The 16,800-nt window shown below is 68.1% G+C and carries 14 protein-coding genes and 3 pseudogenes; 8 read left to right on the top strand and 9 right to left on the bottom strand.

Annotation, left to right across the window (positions count from 1 at the left end; all coding sequences use genetic code 11):
* Positions 1-185: 185 nt before the first annotated feature.
* On the bottom strand, positions 186-1,757 hold the full coding sequence (locus tag CLT72_RS02400) for an ISL3 family transposase (RefSeq protein ID WP_101409315.1): 1,572 nt from the start codon (positions 1,755-1,757) through the stop codon (positions 186-188).
* 283 nt (positions 1,758-2,040) lie between these two features.
* Between CLT72_RS02400 and CLT72_RS02405 the strand changes: the two are divergent.
* Both CLT72_RS02405 and CLT72_RS02410 read left to right on the top strand, forming a co-directional pair.
* A pseudogene (locus CLT72_RS02405) lies at positions 2,041-3,120 on the top strand (IS110 family RNA-guided transposase); the annotation flags it as partial.
* Between the two features lie 141 nt (positions 3,121-3,261).
* Positions 3,262-3,612, top strand: a pseudogene (locus CLT72_RS02410) (SMI1/KNR4 family protein); the annotation flags it as partial.
* A 391-nt stretch (positions 3,613-4,003) separates the two neighbouring features.
* Here the strand turns inward: CLT72_RS02410 and CLT72_RS02415 are convergent.
* The 4 genes from CLT72_RS02415 to CLT72_RS02430 form a co-directional block, all read right to left on the bottom strand.
* On the bottom strand, positions 4,004-4,339 hold the full coding sequence (locus CLT72_RS02415; protein ID WP_101409316.1) for a hypothetical protein: 336 nt from the start codon (positions 4,337-4,339) through the stop codon (positions 4,004-4,006).
* A gap of 102 nt (positions 4,340-4,441) precedes the next feature.
* On the bottom strand, positions 4,442-4,651 hold the full coding sequence (locus CLT72_RS02420; protein WP_101409317.1) for a hypothetical protein: 210 nt from the start codon (positions 4,649-4,651) through the stop codon (positions 4,442-4,444).
* A 247-nt stretch (positions 4,652-4,898) separates the two neighbouring features.
* Positions 4,899-5,411 carry an NUDIX hydrolase gene (locus tag CLT72_RS02425; protein ID WP_101409318.1) on the bottom strand — a complete coding sequence of 171 codons (513 nt, stop codon included), beginning with the start codon at positions 5,409-5,411 and terminating at the stop codon, positions 4,899-4,901.
* A gap of 420 nt (positions 5,412-5,831) precedes the next feature.
* Positions 5,832-6,206 (bottom strand): hypothetical protein, encoded by a 375-nt coding sequence (locus tag CLT72_RS02430; RefSeq protein WP_101409319.1) that lies wholly within the window; start codon positions 6,204-6,206, stop codon positions 5,832-5,834.
* A 94-nt stretch (positions 6,207-6,300) separates the two neighbouring features.
* Here CLT72_RS02430 and CLT72_RS02435 point away from each other — a divergent pair, with 94 nt between their 5' ends.
* The 5 genes from CLT72_RS02435 (at position 6,301) to CLT72_RS02460 (ending at position 10,405) form a co-directional block, all read left to right on the top strand.
* On the top strand, positions 6,301-6,654 hold the full coding sequence (locus tag CLT72_RS02435; RefSeq protein WP_101409320.1) for a hypothetical protein: 354 nt from the start codon (positions 6,301-6,303) through the stop codon (positions 6,652-6,654).
* Positions 6,655-6,948: 294 nt separating this feature from the next.
* Complete coding sequence (locus CLT72_RS31465) at positions 6,949-7,368, top strand: hypothetical protein (RefSeq protein ID WP_144082157.1); 420 nt, start codon at positions 6,949-6,951, stop codon at positions 7,366-7,368.
* Complete coding sequence (locus CLT72_RS31785) at positions 7,365-8,807, top strand: relaxase/mobilization nuclease domain-containing protein (protein WP_158241946.1); 1,443 nt, start codon at positions 7,365-7,367, stop codon at positions 8,805-8,807. Before CLT72_RS31465 ends, CLT72_RS31785 begins: the two co-directional genes overlap by 4 nt.
* Positions 8,808-8,822: 15 nt before the next feature.
* Positions 8,823-9,893, top strand: a complete 1,071-nt coding sequence (locus CLT72_RS02455) for a hypothetical protein (protein ID WP_101409323.1) — start codon at positions 8,823-8,825, stop codon at positions 9,891-9,893.
* A complete protein-coding gene (locus CLT72_RS02460) occupies positions 9,890-10,405 on the top strand; it encodes a DUF4913 domain-containing protein (protein ID WP_101409324.1) in 516 nt (171 codons plus the stop codon). Before CLT72_RS02455 ends, CLT72_RS02460 begins: the two co-directional genes overlap by 4 nt.
* Before the next feature lie 70 nt (positions 10,406-10,475).
* Here CLT72_RS02460 and CLT72_RS02465 read toward each other — a convergent pair whose 3' ends face one another.
* From CLT72_RS02465 to CLT72_RS02475, 3 genes and pseudogenes are all read right to left on the bottom strand, one after another.
* Positions 10,476-11,720, bottom strand: a complete 1,245-nt coding sequence (locus tag CLT72_RS02465) for an IS256 family transposase (protein ID WP_101409309.1) — start codon at positions 11,718-11,720, stop codon at positions 10,476-10,478.
* Positions 11,721-12,210: 490 nt separating this feature from the next.
* A complete protein-coding gene (locus tag CLT72_RS02470) occupies positions 12,211-12,690 on the bottom strand; it encodes a hypothetical protein (RefSeq protein WP_199184450.1) in 480 nt (159 codons plus the stop codon).
* Between the two features lie 1,013 nt (positions 12,691-13,703).
* Positions 13,704-14,472, bottom strand: a pseudogene (locus tag CLT72_RS02475) (transposase family protein); the annotation flags it as partial.
* 141 nt (positions 14,473-14,613) lie between these two features.
* Here CLT72_RS02475 and CLT72_RS02480 point away from each other — a divergent pair.
* On the top strand, positions 14,614-14,823 hold the full coding sequence (locus CLT72_RS02480) for a hypothetical protein (RefSeq protein ID WP_144082158.1): 210 nt from the start codon (positions 14,614-14,616) through the stop codon (positions 14,821-14,823).
* A 598-nt stretch (positions 14,824-15,421) separates the two neighbouring features.
* Here CLT72_RS02480 and CLT72_RS02485 read toward each other — a convergent pair.
* A complete protein-coding gene (locus CLT72_RS02485; RefSeq protein ID WP_101409326.1) occupies positions 15,422-16,630 on the bottom strand; it encodes a site-specific integrase in 1,209 nt (402 codons plus the stop codon).
* Between the last annotated feature and the right edge of the window lie 170 nt (positions 16,631-16,800).

Consider the following 16,800-nt stretch of genomic DNA (forward strand, 5'->3'; position numbering starts at 1 on the left):
AGGCAGCAGGAGGGCAGCACCAACGTCGGTCGGGTTTGGTCCATGACATCAAGCAATGCTTACCGACCCAGGCAAGCCGAGCAGACCAGGGCCAGGGCGACAAGGTCGTACCCTAGGGTTCTTGCTGTCGGCTCCGCCTGAAAACTGGCTCTGGCACACTTTCTGTGATTGATCTTGGTGGCGGCTCACGGGTTGGTCAGGACGCGTTTGCGTAAGAGGTCGAGGTTCGCGCGGCCATACATCTGTCGCTTGATCGTCTTGATGCGGTTGACGTGGCCCTCGACCGGGCCTGAGCTCCAGGGCTGAGCGAGGCCGGCGACGACGGCATCGCGGTCGCTGACCAGACCGGCGGCGAAGCCGCGAATTTCGGAGTATCCGGCGTTGCGGGCGCGGTCGATCCAGGCGTCGAGGTGCTGTCCGGTGCCCTGGTGGCGGACCAGGGCGGCGAACCCGCGGGCGAGATCGGCAACGGTGTCGAGGTCGGGGCAGCGGCTGCGGGCGTCGGCGAGGTCGGTGCGGTCGTCGTCGGTGAGTTTGTGGCCGGGTCGCATGATCCAGGCGGTGATCCGCCGGGCCGACGGCACCCGGACTGCGGTCGCAGGGGTGGGTCGGGTGCGGTTCGTGGCGAGCCAGTCCCGCAGCACGCGCAGGCTGCCTTGGTAGCCGCGGGCCAAGATCTCGGCGTGCAGGTCGGCTGTCTGGTGGATGCCGTCGGTCAGTCGCTGACGCAGGTGGGTGTGAAACGGTGCGAGGACGCTGGGCCGGCTGCTGGCGTTCGGGCCGATCAACGCCTCGGCGGTCGCGGCGTGAGCGTATTTGCGGGCGGTTCTGACGTTCATGTCGAGGCGGCGGGCGGTCGCGCTGATCGACAGTCCTTCGGCCCGCAGGGCGTGCACGGCCGCGTGGCGTTGGCGGGTGTTCGCCGCCCGGCGGCCCGTCCTGACCGGCTCGTCCGTGATCGGTCCAGCCAGGGCGGGCGTCGGTTCGGTGTGTTCCCGTAGGCATCGGCGGTGCCCACGGACGACTTTTTCGACGGCATCGCTGAGGTTCTTGAGCAGGTGCCACCGGTCGGCGACTTGAATCGCGTCAGGTGCTCCCTTGCGGGCGCCGTCGGCATAGCTGCCACCGCGGTCCCGGCAGATGATCTGGACGCCAGGATGGTCGCGCAGCCATGCGGCGAGGGTGTCGGCGGTGCGGTCGGGCAGGACATCGATCGGCCGGCGGGTGTGCATGTCGAGCAGCACGGTGGCGTATCGGTGCCCCCGCCGTCGGGCGAAGTCGTCCACGCCCAGCACCGTCGGCGTCACCGGCGGCGGGTCAGGCATCCGCCGGATCATCCGGATCAACGTCATCCGGGACACCGACACCGCCAACCGATGCGCCAACCTGCTGCCCGATCGACCGCCCAACGCCACCGCGACCGCTTCCAGGTCACCCGCCGCCAGGACCGTGTGACGGGCATGCCGACGGGTCAGCCCAGGAACCTGCTCGACGAACGTCCGCCGCCGGCACCCGACGTTCCAGCAGGCGAATCGGCGGACCGTCAACGCGACCAGCACCTCATGGCCACCCAACCTGACATCAGCCAACCGCCGCACATAGCGACCATGCACAGTGGTCGACCAGGTGCCGCAAGCGCCGCACGGCGCCCGCACCGTCTGTGTCGCCGCGTCGATCCTGACCCCGACGCCGCGGACCACCACCGCGTCCAACCGCAGACCAACCAGATGAGGCAGCAACGCCGAAATGATCTCCACTCCGGCACCCAACCCGAACCTTCAGCGAGCACGACTCACAGAATGTGTGCCAGAGCCAAGGTTCAGCCGGCGTTGACACTTGCGTCTGGATGGTGTTCCGGGCCGCCGGGTTGGTTGGGTGTGGCTCAAGGTCGTTTGCCGTTAGGCGGCCATGGACGAGCGGCCGCCCAGCCAGCCCAGGGCGCCTTGGCCGCTGATTGAGATCTGCGAGTCGTCGCTTGCTAAGGAACTGCCGGCGGGGTCGTCCGTGGTGACCTGGATTCGGGTGCTTCGGGAGGACGGCTTGGCGCAGGTATGGGTAGGTGTCAACGCGGGCAAGCAGGCTCACCACGCCGCGGCGGTGGACGTGGGCGGGCGGGTGCTGTGGTCGACGCGGGTGGCCAACGATCAGCAGGCGAGCGCGGACCTGGTCGCCCGTGTCAGCGCGGATGATGAGGTGGTGTAGGCCGTCGACCTGGTCGGCTGCGAGACAGCTCTGCTGCGGGCGAAGACTGACGCGCGTGATGCGGTGGTCATCGCCAACACGGCCCGGATGCGGCATGACTTCCTGCGGGTCGAGACGCCGACGGAGCTGATCGCCAAGCTGGCGCTGCTGGTCGCGCACCGCGCCGACCTGGTCGAAGACTGGGTCCGCACCGTGAACCGGCTGCGCCGGCTGATGCTCGGAATCTCCCCAGTGTTGGAACGGGCGCTGACGTTCACCAACGTCGCGGCGTTGATTCTGATCAGCGCATATCAAACGCCCGAGCAGATCCGCGCCGCCGGTCGAGAGCAGCTCGTGGCGCATCTGCGCCGGCACCGGGCAGTGAACGCCGCCAAGGTCGCCGATCAGGCGTTGGCCGCCGCGGCTGAACAGGATCTCACCTTGCCGGGACAGGACACCGCTGCTGCCCTCGCCGCTGAACTGGCCAGCCACCTGCTGCGACTGCACCGACGGATGCGGGACACCGACAAAGCGATCGAGGCCGCCTTCAGCAGCCACCCTCAGGCCGGCATCATCCGCAGCCTGCCCGTCATGGGAGCACTGGCGGCGGCGGAATTCATCGTCGCGGTCGGGGACCTGTCGACCTTCGCCAGCCCTGATCACCTTGCCGCCTACGCAGGTCTGGCACCGGTGGCCCGTGACTCCGGCAAGCGCGTTGCCAACCTACGCCGGCCGCAGCGCCACGTGTTCTACATGTCCTCGCTGAGCACTCTGCGGATGAGCGGCCCGAACCGGGACTACTACCAGCGCAAACGCGGCGAGGGACGCAAGCACCAACAGGCATTGATCGCCCTCGCCCGCCGCCGCGTCGACGTCCTCTGGGCACTGCTCCGCGACAACCGCTGCTTCCAACTCCAACCACCAGCCCCATCAACACCCGGCCAGGAGTCGCAGATGATCGACGGCATGAACCTCGATGAGTTCGACCAGCACGTTCAATCACTCCGCGCCCGGACGGCCGAATCCGGCTTCGAGGAAATCGAAGACTTCAAGGTCATCGAAGGGCTGACCGCGTCGGCGGAGGACATCACCGAGGCGGAGCGAGCGCTGGGCGCGACCTTGCCTGAGCCGTATAAGGCATTCATGCTGCGCTACGGCGGCGGGCAGTTCGGATTCCTCGACCTGCTGCCCATACCCACAGCAGCGTCCGCACACCACGTCGACAACGTCGTCTCCGTCAGTCAGGCCGAGTTCCCGGATGGGTCGTTCGTCGCGGTGGCACCCGTCGGCACAGGCGACTACTGGTGCTTCCCCGTCCTCGACGGCCGGTGCAGTGCCGAGGTGTGGTTCCACTACCACGACGCCGACGACCCGACGCTGGAGGCACCAGACTTTCTGGATTTCGTAGCACGGCGCGGTACTCAGCCCTGACCCAGACAGGCACCACGGTCGACACCACCAACCCTGCCCTCTCAGAAGAAGCGGGGCGCTGCCCCGCACCCCGACCCTCCCTCAGAGACCGCAACGGGTCTCCTCGCTCGGGCACCCCAAGGGGCTGCCCGAGAACCCCGGCCAGGTCAAGGCCAAGCCGCTACGCGGTCGCCTTCGGCGAGCTTTGACCCGACCGAGAACCCCAGGCAGGAACATGCCTGCCCGACCGAGGAGACCCTGCCCACCGCACAGCCCGCTTGACAACAACCATTGAGACTCGTCCGGTAGGGCGCTCCACCTTGTCACCCTGGCCCTGGCCCTGGCCCGCTCCGCGGTGTGTGGGTCGGCGGCAGACGGGATGGCAGGTAGTGCGGAAGCGGCGGCGTGCGGCTCAAGCAGGGAAACGGAGCCCTAAAGCTGCCATGACGGCGAACCCCAGCATGATCACCACTGCGGCGATGCCCAAGGCAGTGCCAAGGCGCTCGTTGATCCTTGCGGCGCGCGGGGAGGGTAGCCGTTCTCCCAGTTCGCCAAGAGCAAGATTCACCACGGACAAAATCAGAAGCGCGGTGATCACTATCGCCAGAACAGCGTTCACCGTGATGTAGCCAGCCGCCACCGCGCCGAGGTAGATGACTCCGGCAGCAATGAGGTTGGCGGCGACGTTGACCAGGACGTCACGAGCAAGGGATGACCGGACGTGACGGGAAGGTTGGGAATCAGTCACGCAGCCAGGGTGACCGATGCGAGCCAGCCGTCCGTTGGCGGATCAGGTGACCGCGTGGGCGCGTCCGAGCCGCTGCGGTCTCAGGAAGTTGCCGCCTACGTGCTATTGGGGGTTTGTTTGCCCGCTTCGCCATACCTCACCCTGTGTGCCATGACGCTCGGCCGCGTAACGCGCCTGGACAGATGCGGCATCGCGCGCCGCAGCCGAATCTTCATCTGAGGAGAGCCGCTTGCGGTCTCGCCAGCCAACAAAGACGAACGCCGCGATTAGCAACACCACGAACACAGCGAGAGACACCACCACAGCTGTCATGCCATCGACGCTACGACATGCCCACCAGGATCCGTGCTGCCAGCCAGCCTGGGTGGCCAATTGACTGGCGGCGGTCGCCCGCGTGAGGTAGCGCAAGCGAGAGGCTGGGCAGCGAGGAGGCAGCGAACCTATCGGTAGCAGCCGGCGAAGCATGACGGCAGGCGGTGCGGCAACCGTGCTCGACGGTACGAGACGCTAGCGAATGGCACGCCCGGGTGCGCCGTGCTGGCGTTCGGGACGAAGGGGTTCAGTAGTCGCCTGGCATGATCAGCGCGTCATGTTGCTCCCCAGTGCGGGCGAACCAGGCGGCGCCATCGAGGTTGTTCAGGGTGGTCTCAATCCGGAGCTTGGCGGTTGCTTCCATCTCTGGCAGTGCCCGGGCGGGGAACCATCCGACGGCTGATGTCTCGTCGTCGTTGACCCGTGCCTGGCCGCTCTTGGGGCGGCAGCGGAACCACACGTTCAGGTACTGGCAGGAGTCCCCGTTGGGGTAGGTGCGTGGGTAGAGTGCTACGCCCGCGATGCTCTGGACAGCAACCCGTACGCCGGTCTCTTCCTCTACTTCACGGATAACGGCGTCTGCGGGCTGCTCGCCCGGCTCGACTGCTCCTGCTGGCAGCGACCAACAGCCGTTGTCAGAGCGCCGGACGAGGAGGACTTCGTCGTCGTCGTTGCAGACGATGCCGCTGACCGAGGGCAGCATCAGTAGCTGTTGCCCGACCTTGGCACGCAGTTCCCGGAGATAAGAGGAGATCGCCATCGATGGAGACTACCGCCCGAATGATCATGTGACGGGGCAAAACGGGGTCTGTTGTACAGCCATCCGTACAGCCAAGCCGGCCGACGGACACGGTCCGGAGTCGACGATGGGCGGCATGGCAAGCAGGTCAGCGGCAGTCACTGACGCCGGCCGACACGAGTCTTGATCTTTGCAAGGCAGGGGTCACGGTCGTGTCTCTAGCTGAACCTGGTCTTAAGCCGTCTCGGCTGCCTTGCCCATTTAGATGGCTAAATGTTCGCTAGGAGGTGATCTCTATGAAGGGCGGCAGTTGTGGCTCAAGGACTGCGGCCTCGGCCGCTTCTCCACCGTCGCCAAGACCACGACTGAACATCAACCAGCGAGGGGATCAACTCTCAGCCGGAGCAAAGTGATCATGGTTGAGCCGGTGTTGACGCAGAGCTACATGTGAGGAGTTTTTTTAACCAGGTCGGTCACCTGGAAGGCCGCCAGCACACCAACGAGTAGTGCCACCGCGGCTGTCGAGACGAGTTGCATGGGCGTCGGTCGATCAGCAAAGCCAGCGGAGATCTTGACGACCTCGACCGCGATTTGGGCGACCACCAGCAGGCCGACCCCGAGCTGGGTCTCCCTCAGACGGCTTCGACGCGACATGCCAACAGGATACGTCGCCTGCCCAGTGATGGCGGCGTTGTCGATTACGAACAGGATCCGTCGGCCCTGTGAGGCGTACACGGCCAGTACACTGCGGAACAGCCGGCTACGGTCGGCCTCGGCGGCGGGGATGTGTTCACCGGGAAGGCCGAGTGCCTGCAACAGACCGACCAGCTTGCAAGGCAGAGGGTTCGAACGGCTGCCATGCGAAAGCAACTCTCGCCGGCTCCTGTGTGGTGGCTGACAGACTCCTGCCATGAGTTGCGACTTGGCAGTGTGGGAGGGCGTGCAGCCGGCGCACGATGGGGAGGGCGGCGCTGTCTACGAACAGCTCTACGAGAAGTACATGGAGGGTGAGGTGGTTGCCCCGACTCCCGGCATCCTTGCCTACGCCGAAGCGCTAGCCGAGCGCTGGGCCATCCTGACCGAAGGTAGATCCCATGGTTGGGGCTCGTTGCTTGACGATGCTTCCGGGCCGATGATCTATCTGACGATGCCCTACGGATTGGCCGGGAAGTTGTCGGTCGAGGCCACCCGGCTTGCCGCCGAGCATCGACTTGTCTGCTACGACCCGCAGTCGGAGCACCTGCGGCCGGCGCACGACGATTAGGCAGAGGCGCCCGCGCTCGCGGACTGCCCTGCGGGCGGCCTCCGGCCGTCCTCGGGCGCCCGCAGCGCGTCATCCGAGAGTCAGCGGATCGTCAGCGAATGCCGTATCGCGCAGCCACACTCGATCATGCTCGACGGCACGACCGAAGCGTCTGACCACGCGGTACGGCACTTGATCACACTCGCCGCTACGTCAGGTCACTTTCCCCCCGACGGTGGTCGCTGAAGCGCTGGCCGGTGCCGGTAACGGTTCCGCTCACCGGGGCGTTAACGGCCAGGCGTAACGCTCGTTGCCGTGAGCACCGAAGGCAATGTCAGCCCCTCTGGCCAGGCTCGGCATCGTGAGCACCTCAGCCCCGGCCGGCCCCACCGGATCTATCCTCGGCTTTCGAACGAGGAGAAGGCGCTGGTCGTTGAGGCGGCCCGGCGAGCGGGTCTGACGCCAGCGGGATACACGGCGCAGGTGGTGGTTGGCGCAGCGCGCGCAGAAGAGCCGGCCACGGGCCTGACCGGTGACCTGCGGGAGTTGCAGCGAGAACTGTTCGTCGCCCGCCGCGCAGTGAACATGTTCGGCTCCAACGTCAATCAGGCTGCTGCGGCTGCGAATGCGACCGGGGAGCTGCCTGGCTGGGCCGTCGAGGCGGTGCAGTTGTGCGTGCAGGCCGTCGCTCGCCTCGACCAGGTGACGGCACTGATCGACCGGCGACTGCGGTGATCGCGCGCGTCCACCGTCGCGGCACCCGCGTCGGTGGGCTGCTGCGCTACCTCTACGGCCCTGGGAAGCAGGAGGAGCACGTCAACCCGCGGTTGGTCGCGGCGTGGGACGGTGCTGGGGAGCTGGCCGATCTGGAGCCGGAGATCACCGCCTCGGGTAAGCGGGACTTCCGGAGGTTGACCGCTCTCCTGGAGGAGCCGGTACGAGCCGGGAACAGGCCGCCGGCAAAGCCGGTGTGGCACTGCTCGATGCGCTTGGCGCCGGAGGACCGCGACCGGGTGCTCACCGACGGCACCTGGGGGCGCATTGCCCGGGAGATGCTCACTGAAGCGGGACTCGCCACGCAAGCCGACGACCCGGGCCTGCGGTGGGTGGTGGTGCGGCACAACGACGACCACGTCCACATCGTCGCGACCCTCGTGCGCGAAGACGGCCGCACGAACTGGGCCCGCAACGACTACCGCAAGTGCGTGAAGGCCACCTACAACGTCGCCCGCCGCTACGGCCTGCGCAGGCAGGTACCTCCGGCCGACCGCACCGCTCACCGGAGGCCACACCCGGTGGAGGTCAGCAAGGCCCGCCGCAAGGGCTGGAGCGACACGCCTCGCGACGAGTTGCGACGGCGGGTCCGTACCGCCGTCGCCGCCGCCGGCAGCGAGCTGGAGTTCCTCGACCGGCTGCGGGAGGCAGGGGTGCTGATCAGAGTGCGTTGCAGCACTGTCAACGCCGATGAGATCACCGGCTACGCCGTCGCCCTGCCTGGCGCGGGCACCGGTGACGGGCAACCGGTGTGGTTCTCCGGTGGGCGCCTCGCCCCCGATCTGACTCTGCCGAAACTGCGCCGCCGATGGGGCGACCCGCCGCCGGCCGCCTCCCCACCGTCAGGAAGTCGGGTCACAGCCCGCGCCCAAGCCCTACGCGACGCCGCCAGCGTCACCCAGGCGGCGGCGGAAGAGATCCGCCGCAGCGCCCGCGAGGATCCCGCGACCGCCCAGGCCGCCGCTACCGCCGCAGCCGACGTGCTCACCAGCCTGGCGTACGCGAGGGAAGGCAGCCTGCGTGGGCCGTTGCACCGGGCGGCGGAGGTGTTCGACCGCGCCGCACGCGACATGTACGCACGGACCGCGCGCACGACCTCCCTCTCGTACGAGCTACGAGCGATGTCGCGGCTGGTAGCGCTCATGGGCCGCATCGCCGCAGACGAGGACTCGGTCGCCGCGATGGCGCTGGTGCTCGACATGGCCCGGCTTGCCGACGCGCTGGAGCACCTCCGCACCGCCCAGCAGCGACTGCACCAGGCGAAGGCAGCCCGGGACGCAGCCCGGCAACTCCGGACCCTCGCCGCCGGCTGGCAGCGGCCGGTAACGGCGCCGCTCACCGTGGCGGCAACGCCCAGCCCGACAGTGGACAATGCCCGCCGCGCACCGCGGGCTTGGTAACGGGAGGAGCCCAGCATGATGCAACCGCAGCACGAAGACCCGGTCGACGAGGCCCGACAGAAGGCGATGCAATTTTTCGGTGTCGTTTCCACCCTCAGCGAAGCCGTCACCCGCTTCGCTGCGGTCGGCATCCAGCGCAGGGCCGCCGAGGCGGAACGCGCCGCCGGCCGGGAGCGGGCCGCCGAGGCGGCTAGCCGCGAGGCCAACCGGCTCAGCGACTCCGTCCGTGCCGACCGGGAGCGACTCGCCCGCCGAGTCGACGGCTCGTGGCTGAAGGACGCCACCCTCACCGATGCGGCCCAGGTATGGCGTACCGCGACGGTGCACGCCGCCGCCGGCGACCCCGTCGCGCAGAAGCTCGCGGGACTCGCACTGGACCGCCTGGGCGAGCTGCACCCGCAGTGGCGGGCCGCGTACGACCGGCAGCGGGCAGCCGGAAAGTCCGCCCCCGACGCCGCCCGCGCCGCGGCCCACGAGGTCTGGGAGAGCGAAGCGACGAGGGCCGGCGCCAGCGGCAGAGCGGCGCGACCGCACAGTGGCCCCGAGGGCCTGAAGCTGCGCGCCGGCGCGAACGGGAAGGCGCTACCCGCCGGTGGGCAGGCGCTCAACGACCTGGACGCCGCCGTTCGCGCTGAAGCAGGCCGGCTGCTCGCCGACGTCAGTCCCGAGGCGCTGGACCGGCTACAGCGTGACCTGCGCGCCAGCGGCCGGGCGCCAGCGGCGGACGGCCTCGGACTGGCACGCCAGTACGTGAGTCAGACCCGCAAGGCCGGCGCACTGACGCCGGTGGTCGCCAACGCCGTCGATCGCGACCTGCTGGCACGCGCGGACGAGGATCGGGTGCAGGCCCGCGCCGTCGCCGGGACGCTGGATCACCCGCGCACCGCAGTCGGCGAGCATACCGAGGGGCTCGTTGTGGCCGCGGGGCACTTCGGATCTGCCAGCCACGACGAAGCCGTGGCCCAGCAGCGCCGCCTCGGCAGTACGTTCGCTCCGCTGGTCGTCGGCGGGAAGGTGGACCCCCTCGTGGCCGCCAAGCGGCCGGCGACCGTGGTACCGGAGCGGGCCCGGGCGGTGACGCGATGACCCGCGAGGAAACCTCAAGGCTCTCCTTCAACGAGGTGGACGGGGCGCCAGAGGATCTCACAGCCCAGGTAGCGCTGTTGACCAAGCAGGTCGCCGAACTTCAGCAGGTTGTCGCCGACCGCGCGGCCAGCGGCGGGGAGGGGCAGCCACCGCTGTACGCGACCGTCGAGGAGTGGGTCCGCGACTACCTCCTGCCGGGTTTTCCCCGGCCGGTCGGCGAGGTTGGGCTGGTGCGGTGGCACTGGTGCGAGCAGTGGTGGCGCCACGACGAAGCCGTCACCCGGCTGACCGCCTTGTGGTACGGCTGGGAACACGCCCGGCTGGAGATGACCGGCATGCTCGGCTGGCTGCGCGAACTGGACCACCACCTGCCGATGCTGCTCGGTCCCGACGGGCCATTCCGCTCCTGCGCCCCCGGCATCGACGGCAGCGCTGCCCGACACAAGGCCCCCACCGTGGCCGTCGCTGAGCAAGCGCCAGAGCGGTGGTGGGACTGGTGGGATACCAAGTAGGCACAGCGGCCTTCCGGTCGCGTCCGCGCTGGTGGTGTAGGAGACGGCCATCGCGGGATCCGGTTTGATGTTATGCGGCGATCGGGGTGGGGTCGGTCTGGTCGGTGTCGTGTTGGCTGGTGTCGATCGTGACCATGCGGGCTTTGGCGAGGAGTTCCAGGCCCATGTAGCGGCGGCCTTCGGTCCACTCGTCGGTCTGCTCGGCCAGGACGGCGCCGACGAGGCGGATGATCGACGGCCGGTTGGGGAAGATCCCGACGACGTCGGTGCGGCGGCGGATCTCCTTGTTCAGCCGTTCCTGCGGGTTGTTCGACCAGATCTGGCGCCAGATCTCGCGGGGAAAGCCGGTGAACGCCAGGAGATCGTCGCGGGCGGCGTCGAGGTGTTCGGCGGCGGCCGGGAACTTCGCCTCGATCGTGGCCACGACCCGGTCGAACTGGGCGCGGACGGCGTCGGCGTCGGGCTGGTCGAAGATCGTGCGCACCAAGGTGGCGATCCACGGCTGCGCCGATTTGGGCACCTTCGTCAGCAGGTTGCGCAGGTAGTGGGTCCGGCACCGCTGCCACGACGCCCCGGGCAGAGCCGCGCCGATGGCGGCCACGAGGCCGGCGTGGGCGTCGGAGATGACCAGACGCACCCCGGTCAGACCACGGGCGGTCAGGCTGCGCAGGAACGCCAGCCAGCCGGCGCCGTCCTCATCCGAGGCCACGTCCAGGCCCAACACCTCACGCTGGCCGTCGGCGTTGACGCCCACGGCGATCAGCGCGTGGACGTTGACGGTGCGGCCGTGCTCTCGGACCTTCATCGTGAGCGCGTCCATCCACACGAACGTGTAGTGGGCGGCGTCGAGGGGCCGGTTGCGGAACGCCTCAACCTGGACGTCCAGGTGCGCTGCCATCTCCGAGACCTGCGACTTCGACAACTGCCGGATGCCGAGCTGCTCGACCAGCTTCTCCACCCGCCGCGTCGACACCCCGAGCAGGTAGGAAGTGGCCACGACCGACACCAACGCCTGTTCGGCCCGCCGCCGGTGAGTCAGCAGCCAGTCCGGGAAGTAACTGCCCTGCCGCAGCTTCGGGATCGCCAGGTCGATCGTCCCGGCGCGGGTGTCCCACTCCCGCGGCCGGTAGCCGTTGCGGGAGTTGACCCGCTCGTCGCTGCGCTGCCCATAACCAGCACCGCAGATCGCGTCGGCCTCGGCGGACATCACCGCCTGCGCGAACGTCTTGATCATCGCCTGCAACAGATCCGGCGACGCGCCCGCGATCTGCTCGCACAGCAGCTCAACAGGGTTCACACTCTCAGATGCGGCCATCGCGCATCACTCTCCTTCACTGGGCTTAGCCGTCTCGAAGGATCGCGCGGTGGCCGTCTCCTATCTACCCAACACGCCCATCACGGGCAAGTCGTACACCACTTCCGTGGACGCAACCTCGAACAGCTCGCCCAACGACTGAGCTTCTTTACAGAGCCTCGTCCGAGGGAGGCTGTGCTGCGTTACATGGCACTTATTGATCGCGTCACCGGACAAGCTGCGAACCTTGGCCGGATGTATGAGGAACTTGTCCGTGAGTGGCGCCTTCCCACCGCGCTTGCCGTGCTAATGGATGACAATCCCGGAAGCAATTACCGGCCTGTTGACCATCGGAATGGGCGCTGACCTGGCGGAGAACTATCGGCGGGGCGCAGCAAGTCAGAAGCAAGTCAGGACTTGTGTCTAGTCCCACCACATGCTTGACGGATCCGTCCCAGCTCATGTTTGACGGTTGACCTAGACGAATAGGGGTGACCTTGCGGGGTCGCTGTCAGCTCCAGAGGTCTTGCCCTTCCCTGCCGGAGGAATCGAGGGTGAGGAGGTCCTCGTGAAGGCCGTCGAGGTGTCTTCCGGTGGTTTGTCCGGTTGGGGTGATCTCGGCTAGTGCCCAGGATGGGAGTTGGTCGTTGGCTTCCTCGTCGGCGCCGAGGTGGTAGAGCATGGCGAATACCGTTTCGTAGGCCACGGCTCGGGCCAGCTGCGTGAGATCGCCTTGGCTGGCTCCCGCGTCGAGAGCCCGCCGGGCAGCAGGGATGTTGGCCAGCCCGTCATTCCAGCTGTCGATCAGTTGCGGCCAGAGTGTGCGCAGGAGTCGGTAGCGGGCCAGTTGCGGGATGTCCTCCTCGATCTCGGACCGGACCCATCCCTCAGGGGCATTGCACCCGAGCTGGTTGAACACGCCAAGCAGCTGGCGTGCGCGTTCCCCGGCATCGGTGGGTAGCTGCTGCCACCAGGTCTGCTGATCATCCACGCCTCCGATTGGAACATTCGCATGGCGCAAGGGCCTCGTCGTCGTCATGCGGTGACCGGATCCGTCTTGCGGGGTCGGCTTGCTTTGAGGTTGCGGACGGGCTGGTCGGTGGTGCGTCGGACGGTGCGAGTGCCGTCGTCGCAGGCGATGGCCAGCTCGGTGTCGGTGACGTAGATGGTGACGGTCTTGCCGGCATGCATCCGGCCGAGGGCGACTTTCTGCCCGACGACCATGACGACGCCGCTGTTGGACGCGCGGCGCTGGACCTGAACTGGTCCGGCCGCGGGTTGCGGGGGTGGTCCGGCGGGTCGGGCGCCTCGCAGCCGCGCCACCTCGGCCGGGGTGAGGGGGTTGGGTCGGGTGCGCAGCAGCTGGCGGGTGTCGAGGTCGAAGAAGCTCAGGGTCTTGTCGTCGATGCGGATGCCGACGCGTTGCCCGCCCAGGATCTCGGCGGCCAGGACGATGTGCTGGCCTAGTGAGACGGGACCGGCGCGGCTGATGGTCCGGTCGACCTCGACGGCCTCACCCGGTGGCGCCGGCGGCAAGGGCGGCTCACCGGCGAGACGGCCTTCCTGCCTGAGCAGGGCGGCGAGGTCGGCGGCGGACAGGTGTGAGCGCACCGATTTGAGCCGGGCGCCGGCGATCAGGAGGTGGATGACATCGGTGTCGGCCCAGAACGTGACCGTCACGCCGGAGCGGGCCGGGCCGAGCCAGAACTGCTTCCCGGCGACCTGGAGATTTCCGGACGGTGGCACGACCCGATCGAACTCGACCGCCCCCGTCACCGCCAGCGGCACCGGGCTCGGGTCCGGCGGTGGTGAGACGAGGGCTTGGTCGATGGGCTGGGTGAGCCGGGCTGGCAGCTTCACCGGCACCACCTGCTCTGCGGCGAGGGCTGGAGTGAACCGGTCGGCGGGGAAGGCCATGTCCAGGGACTGGTGCGGCCGGTCCGTGTTGTATTCGTGCCGGAAAGCGTCGACGGCCGCTTGCACTGAGCGCTTTTCATCGTGGGTTTGGCTGGTCTGGGCGTGATGTAGGGCGAGGATGGCCTTGATGATCGCGGTGGCGCGTCGGGGGCAGCAGCGGAGCTTGGTCAGGATCTTCCAGCCCTTGAGGGTGGCGACGGCGCGCTCGCCGACGGCGCGGATCTTGGCGTGGTGCCGGTTGACGGTCTTCTGCCGGCGGGACAGCCGCGGTCGGTGACGGCGGCGCTTGAAGGGCGTGCGGGTGCTGCCGCCGGCGCCTTGGTACGCCTTGTCGGCGAAGGTCATCACGTTGGCGCTGCTCAGAGCGTCGATCAGGCCGTGGGTGCGAGCGGCGGTCAGGTCGTGTACGGCGCCGGGCAGGGCGGGTGAGGCCCAGATGAGGCGTCCCTTGCAGTCGCGATGACCTGCAAGTTGACTCCGTGGCGCTTGTGCTTCCCGGAGTAGTACGGCCTCTGGTCCGCGACCCGGTCGATCGGGATCAGGGTGCCATCGAGGATCGCGTACGCGAGCCGGGCAATGCGCCGTACGGCCGCGTTCAGGTCCTCGGCGTGCGTGGCGAGCAGGTCGATGGCTTCCCGGATGTACCGCCAGGCCGTCCTGACGCTGACCGCGAAGCCGCAGGCCAGACGGCGATGGTGTCCCCGTTGCGGAGATGGGCCAGGGCGAGTAGGGCCTGCTGGCCTGCGTCGAGGCGCCGCCATCGGCCTTGGCGCCGGATGCGTTCGGCGCGGATGAGGCCGGCCAGGTGGTTCAGGGTGCGGCTGGGCAGCGCGACCGCGGACGGGTAAGACAGCACAGCGAAGCTCCCGGTCGGGGCATCGGGTTTTGGTCGACTGCTGTCTTACCGGGAGCCTCCTCCTATGTCGACAGCCTTTCCCCGCCCCACCGTGACCAGGCCCATCACGATGAAAAGACCTCACTACGTCAAGGATGAGCCGTGGGTCGACCTCGGCCCGGCGCGAGGTTCGTGGTGGTGGACCTCGATTTCGGCGTCGAGGACTGGGTCGCCGAGGCGGCGCTGTTCGCGCTCATCGCCGACGCGTGCCGGGAACCGGCTCTGCGGGGGGAGGGGGTACGACAGCTCGGCTGGATGCGGCGGTGGCAGCGGATCGGTTGGTCACGATCGAGGAGTCGCTGGCGCAGCTGATGCTCATCACGCCTAACTGCCGTGCGGACCGGACTGTGGCGGCCGTGGCACTGGCCCGCCCCGCGCAGGACGACGACGAGGAACCCGCGTCGCCCAGGAAGCTGGCGGCAGCGCCGCGGCTAGCATGCCAGGGCTCGTCGGGCGGCAACACCAAGGCCAACTCGGCCGCAGCTATTGAGAGCATGCTGATCGCAAAGAGCGCCCCGGCTGAGCCTGACAAGCTCTATCCTAGGACGCGCTGCAAGCAGTGTTTCTCCTCAACAGTGCAGCCTGGACAGGGCGGCAGGGTGGGTCTTTGACCGTCCGCCGTAACGGATCCGGTAACGGCGACGGCCCGCCAGGGGAGGAGCGGCCGGCATGAGATGGCATTGAGACGTGATGCGTACTGTGGTTCTGTCCGGGTATGCGGATGTATCGAGCTGTTCCGGCATCGCGTGACAGAATCGTTGTCTGGGGGTCAAGGGGTCGTCGGTTCGAATCCGGCCGTCCCGACGCATCTGATCAGGGGATATGCCGACGGAGGCATATCCCCTGTGGTTGTTTCAGGGCTGTGTTGTCGCGTTGCTGTCGCATCTACGCACGGATCTTGCAGTGCAGCTCAGGCGGCCCGGGCGTCGGCCGCGTCGAGGGCCGCGCAGGTGGCGCTCACGCCGTCGGCGGCGGCGTCGCGGGTGAGGTGGCCGTAGATGTCGACGGTGGTGGCCACGTTCCTGTGGCGCAGCGTCTTGGACACCACGGCGATCGGCACCCCTTGGTTGATCATGATCGTGGCGGCGATGTGTCGCAGGTCGTGCACCCGAATTGCCGGAAGCCCGGCGTCGGCGGTGAGGCGGCGCAGGTGGTCGAGTACGTACTGCGGCCGTAGGGGTTGTCCATCGGGTCTGGCGAACACGAGGTCGAGATTGTCGTGATGGCGGGCGGTCACCTGTTGCCGGCATTGGCGGCGGCGTTGCCGCTGCAACGCGTCGACGGCGCGGGTGGACAGGGCGACCCAGGCCCGGCTGCCGTGGGTCTTGGGCGCGTTCAACATGCTGCGGCTGTTGTTGACGCTGACCAACGTCCAGCGCACGAAGAGTGCCCGCGCATCGAGGTCCACATCGGCCCAGTGCAGGCCCAGAGTCTCGCCTTTGCGCATCCCGGTGCAGACCATCAACTCGAACAGGTCCGCGAGCGGATCCTCAACGGCGTGGCAGTGCCGCAGGAACGCGCTTGTCTGGCTGGTGCTCCAGCAGGTGAGTTCGGGTTCCGGTGGTCGGGGGATCATGGCGAAGCGGGCGGCGTTGTGGGACAGCCGGTGGTTGCGGCGGGCGTCGTTGAGCGCGCTCGACAGGGTCGTCACGCAGCGGCGCAGGGTGACCGGGCCGCGGCCGGCGGCGAGCTCACGCTGGATGAACTGGGTGACGTGGTCGTGAGTGAGCCGCTCCAAGGGCACGGCGCCGAGCGCGGGGATGAGGTCGTTGTGGATGTAGGCGGTGTAGCGGTTCACGGTGTTCGTCTTGAGGCTCGGGGACTTGGTCTCAAGCCAGCAGGTGAGGTAGCTGGCGACCGTCTCGCTGTCGTCGAGGCTGACACCGGCACGCTCGCACTCAAGCACATGGGAGTGGGCCGCCGAGGCCGCCGCCTTGGTGGCGAAACCGGTACGGCGCATGGTGCTGCGCTTGTTCAGGCTCGGCAGGTCGACGGCGAACGCCCAGCCACCGTGCCGCGCCTTGGACAGCTTGGGGCACCGGGGGCGGAGTAGTCGGCCGGCGCTGTCACGACAGGCGCAGCAGCGGTAGACGCGGCCACGGTTCGGGTTCTGTCTCATGACGTCCTCCTCGGTAGAGGTGAGCTTCTGCCACCTCTACCGTTGCCCCGTTCGGCTGCGACAGCATCGCGACAACCCCGTATGTCCTGCCTGCATGTGACGGTCCTACTTGTCGATCCGTCAAGGATGAGCACCCCCCGGCATGCACGGGTGGCGGGGGCGGGGGGAAG

The sequence above is a fragment of the Micromonospora sp. CNZ309 genome (assembly GCF_002846525.1).

What these genes read in the sequence shown, in the direction of transcription:
- CLT72_RS02425 (WP_101409318.1), bottom strand. Translation starts at nt 5,411, where the DNA reads ATGGCGATCTCCTCTTATCTCCGGGAACTGCGTGCCAAGGTCGGGCAA.
- CLT72_RS02485 (WP_101409326.1), bottom strand. Translation starts at nt 16,630, where the DNA reads ATGAGACAGAACCCGAACCGTGGCCGCGTCTACCGCTGCTGCGCCTGT.
- CLT72_RS02460 (WP_101409324.1), top strand. Translation starts at nt 9,890, where the DNA reads ATGACCCGCGAGGAAACCTCAAGGCTCTCCTTCAACGAGGTGGACGGG.
- CLT72_RS02435 (WP_101409320.1), top strand. Translation starts at nt 6,301, where the DNA reads ATGAGTTGCGACTTGGCAGTGTGGGAGGGCGTGCAGCCGGCGCACGAT.
- CLT72_RS02455 (WP_101409323.1), top strand. Translation starts at nt 8,823, where the DNA reads ATGATGCAACCGCAGCACGAAGACCCGGTCGACGAGGCCCGACAGAAG.
- CLT72_RS02465 (WP_101409309.1), bottom strand. Translation starts at nt 11,720, where the DNA reads ATGGCCGCATCTGAGAGTGTGAACCCTGTTGAGCTGCTGTGCGAGCAG.
- CLT72_RS02420 (WP_101409317.1), bottom strand. Translation starts at nt 4,651, where the DNA reads ATGACAGCTGTGGTGGTGTCTCTCGCTGTGTTCGTGGTGTTGCTAATC.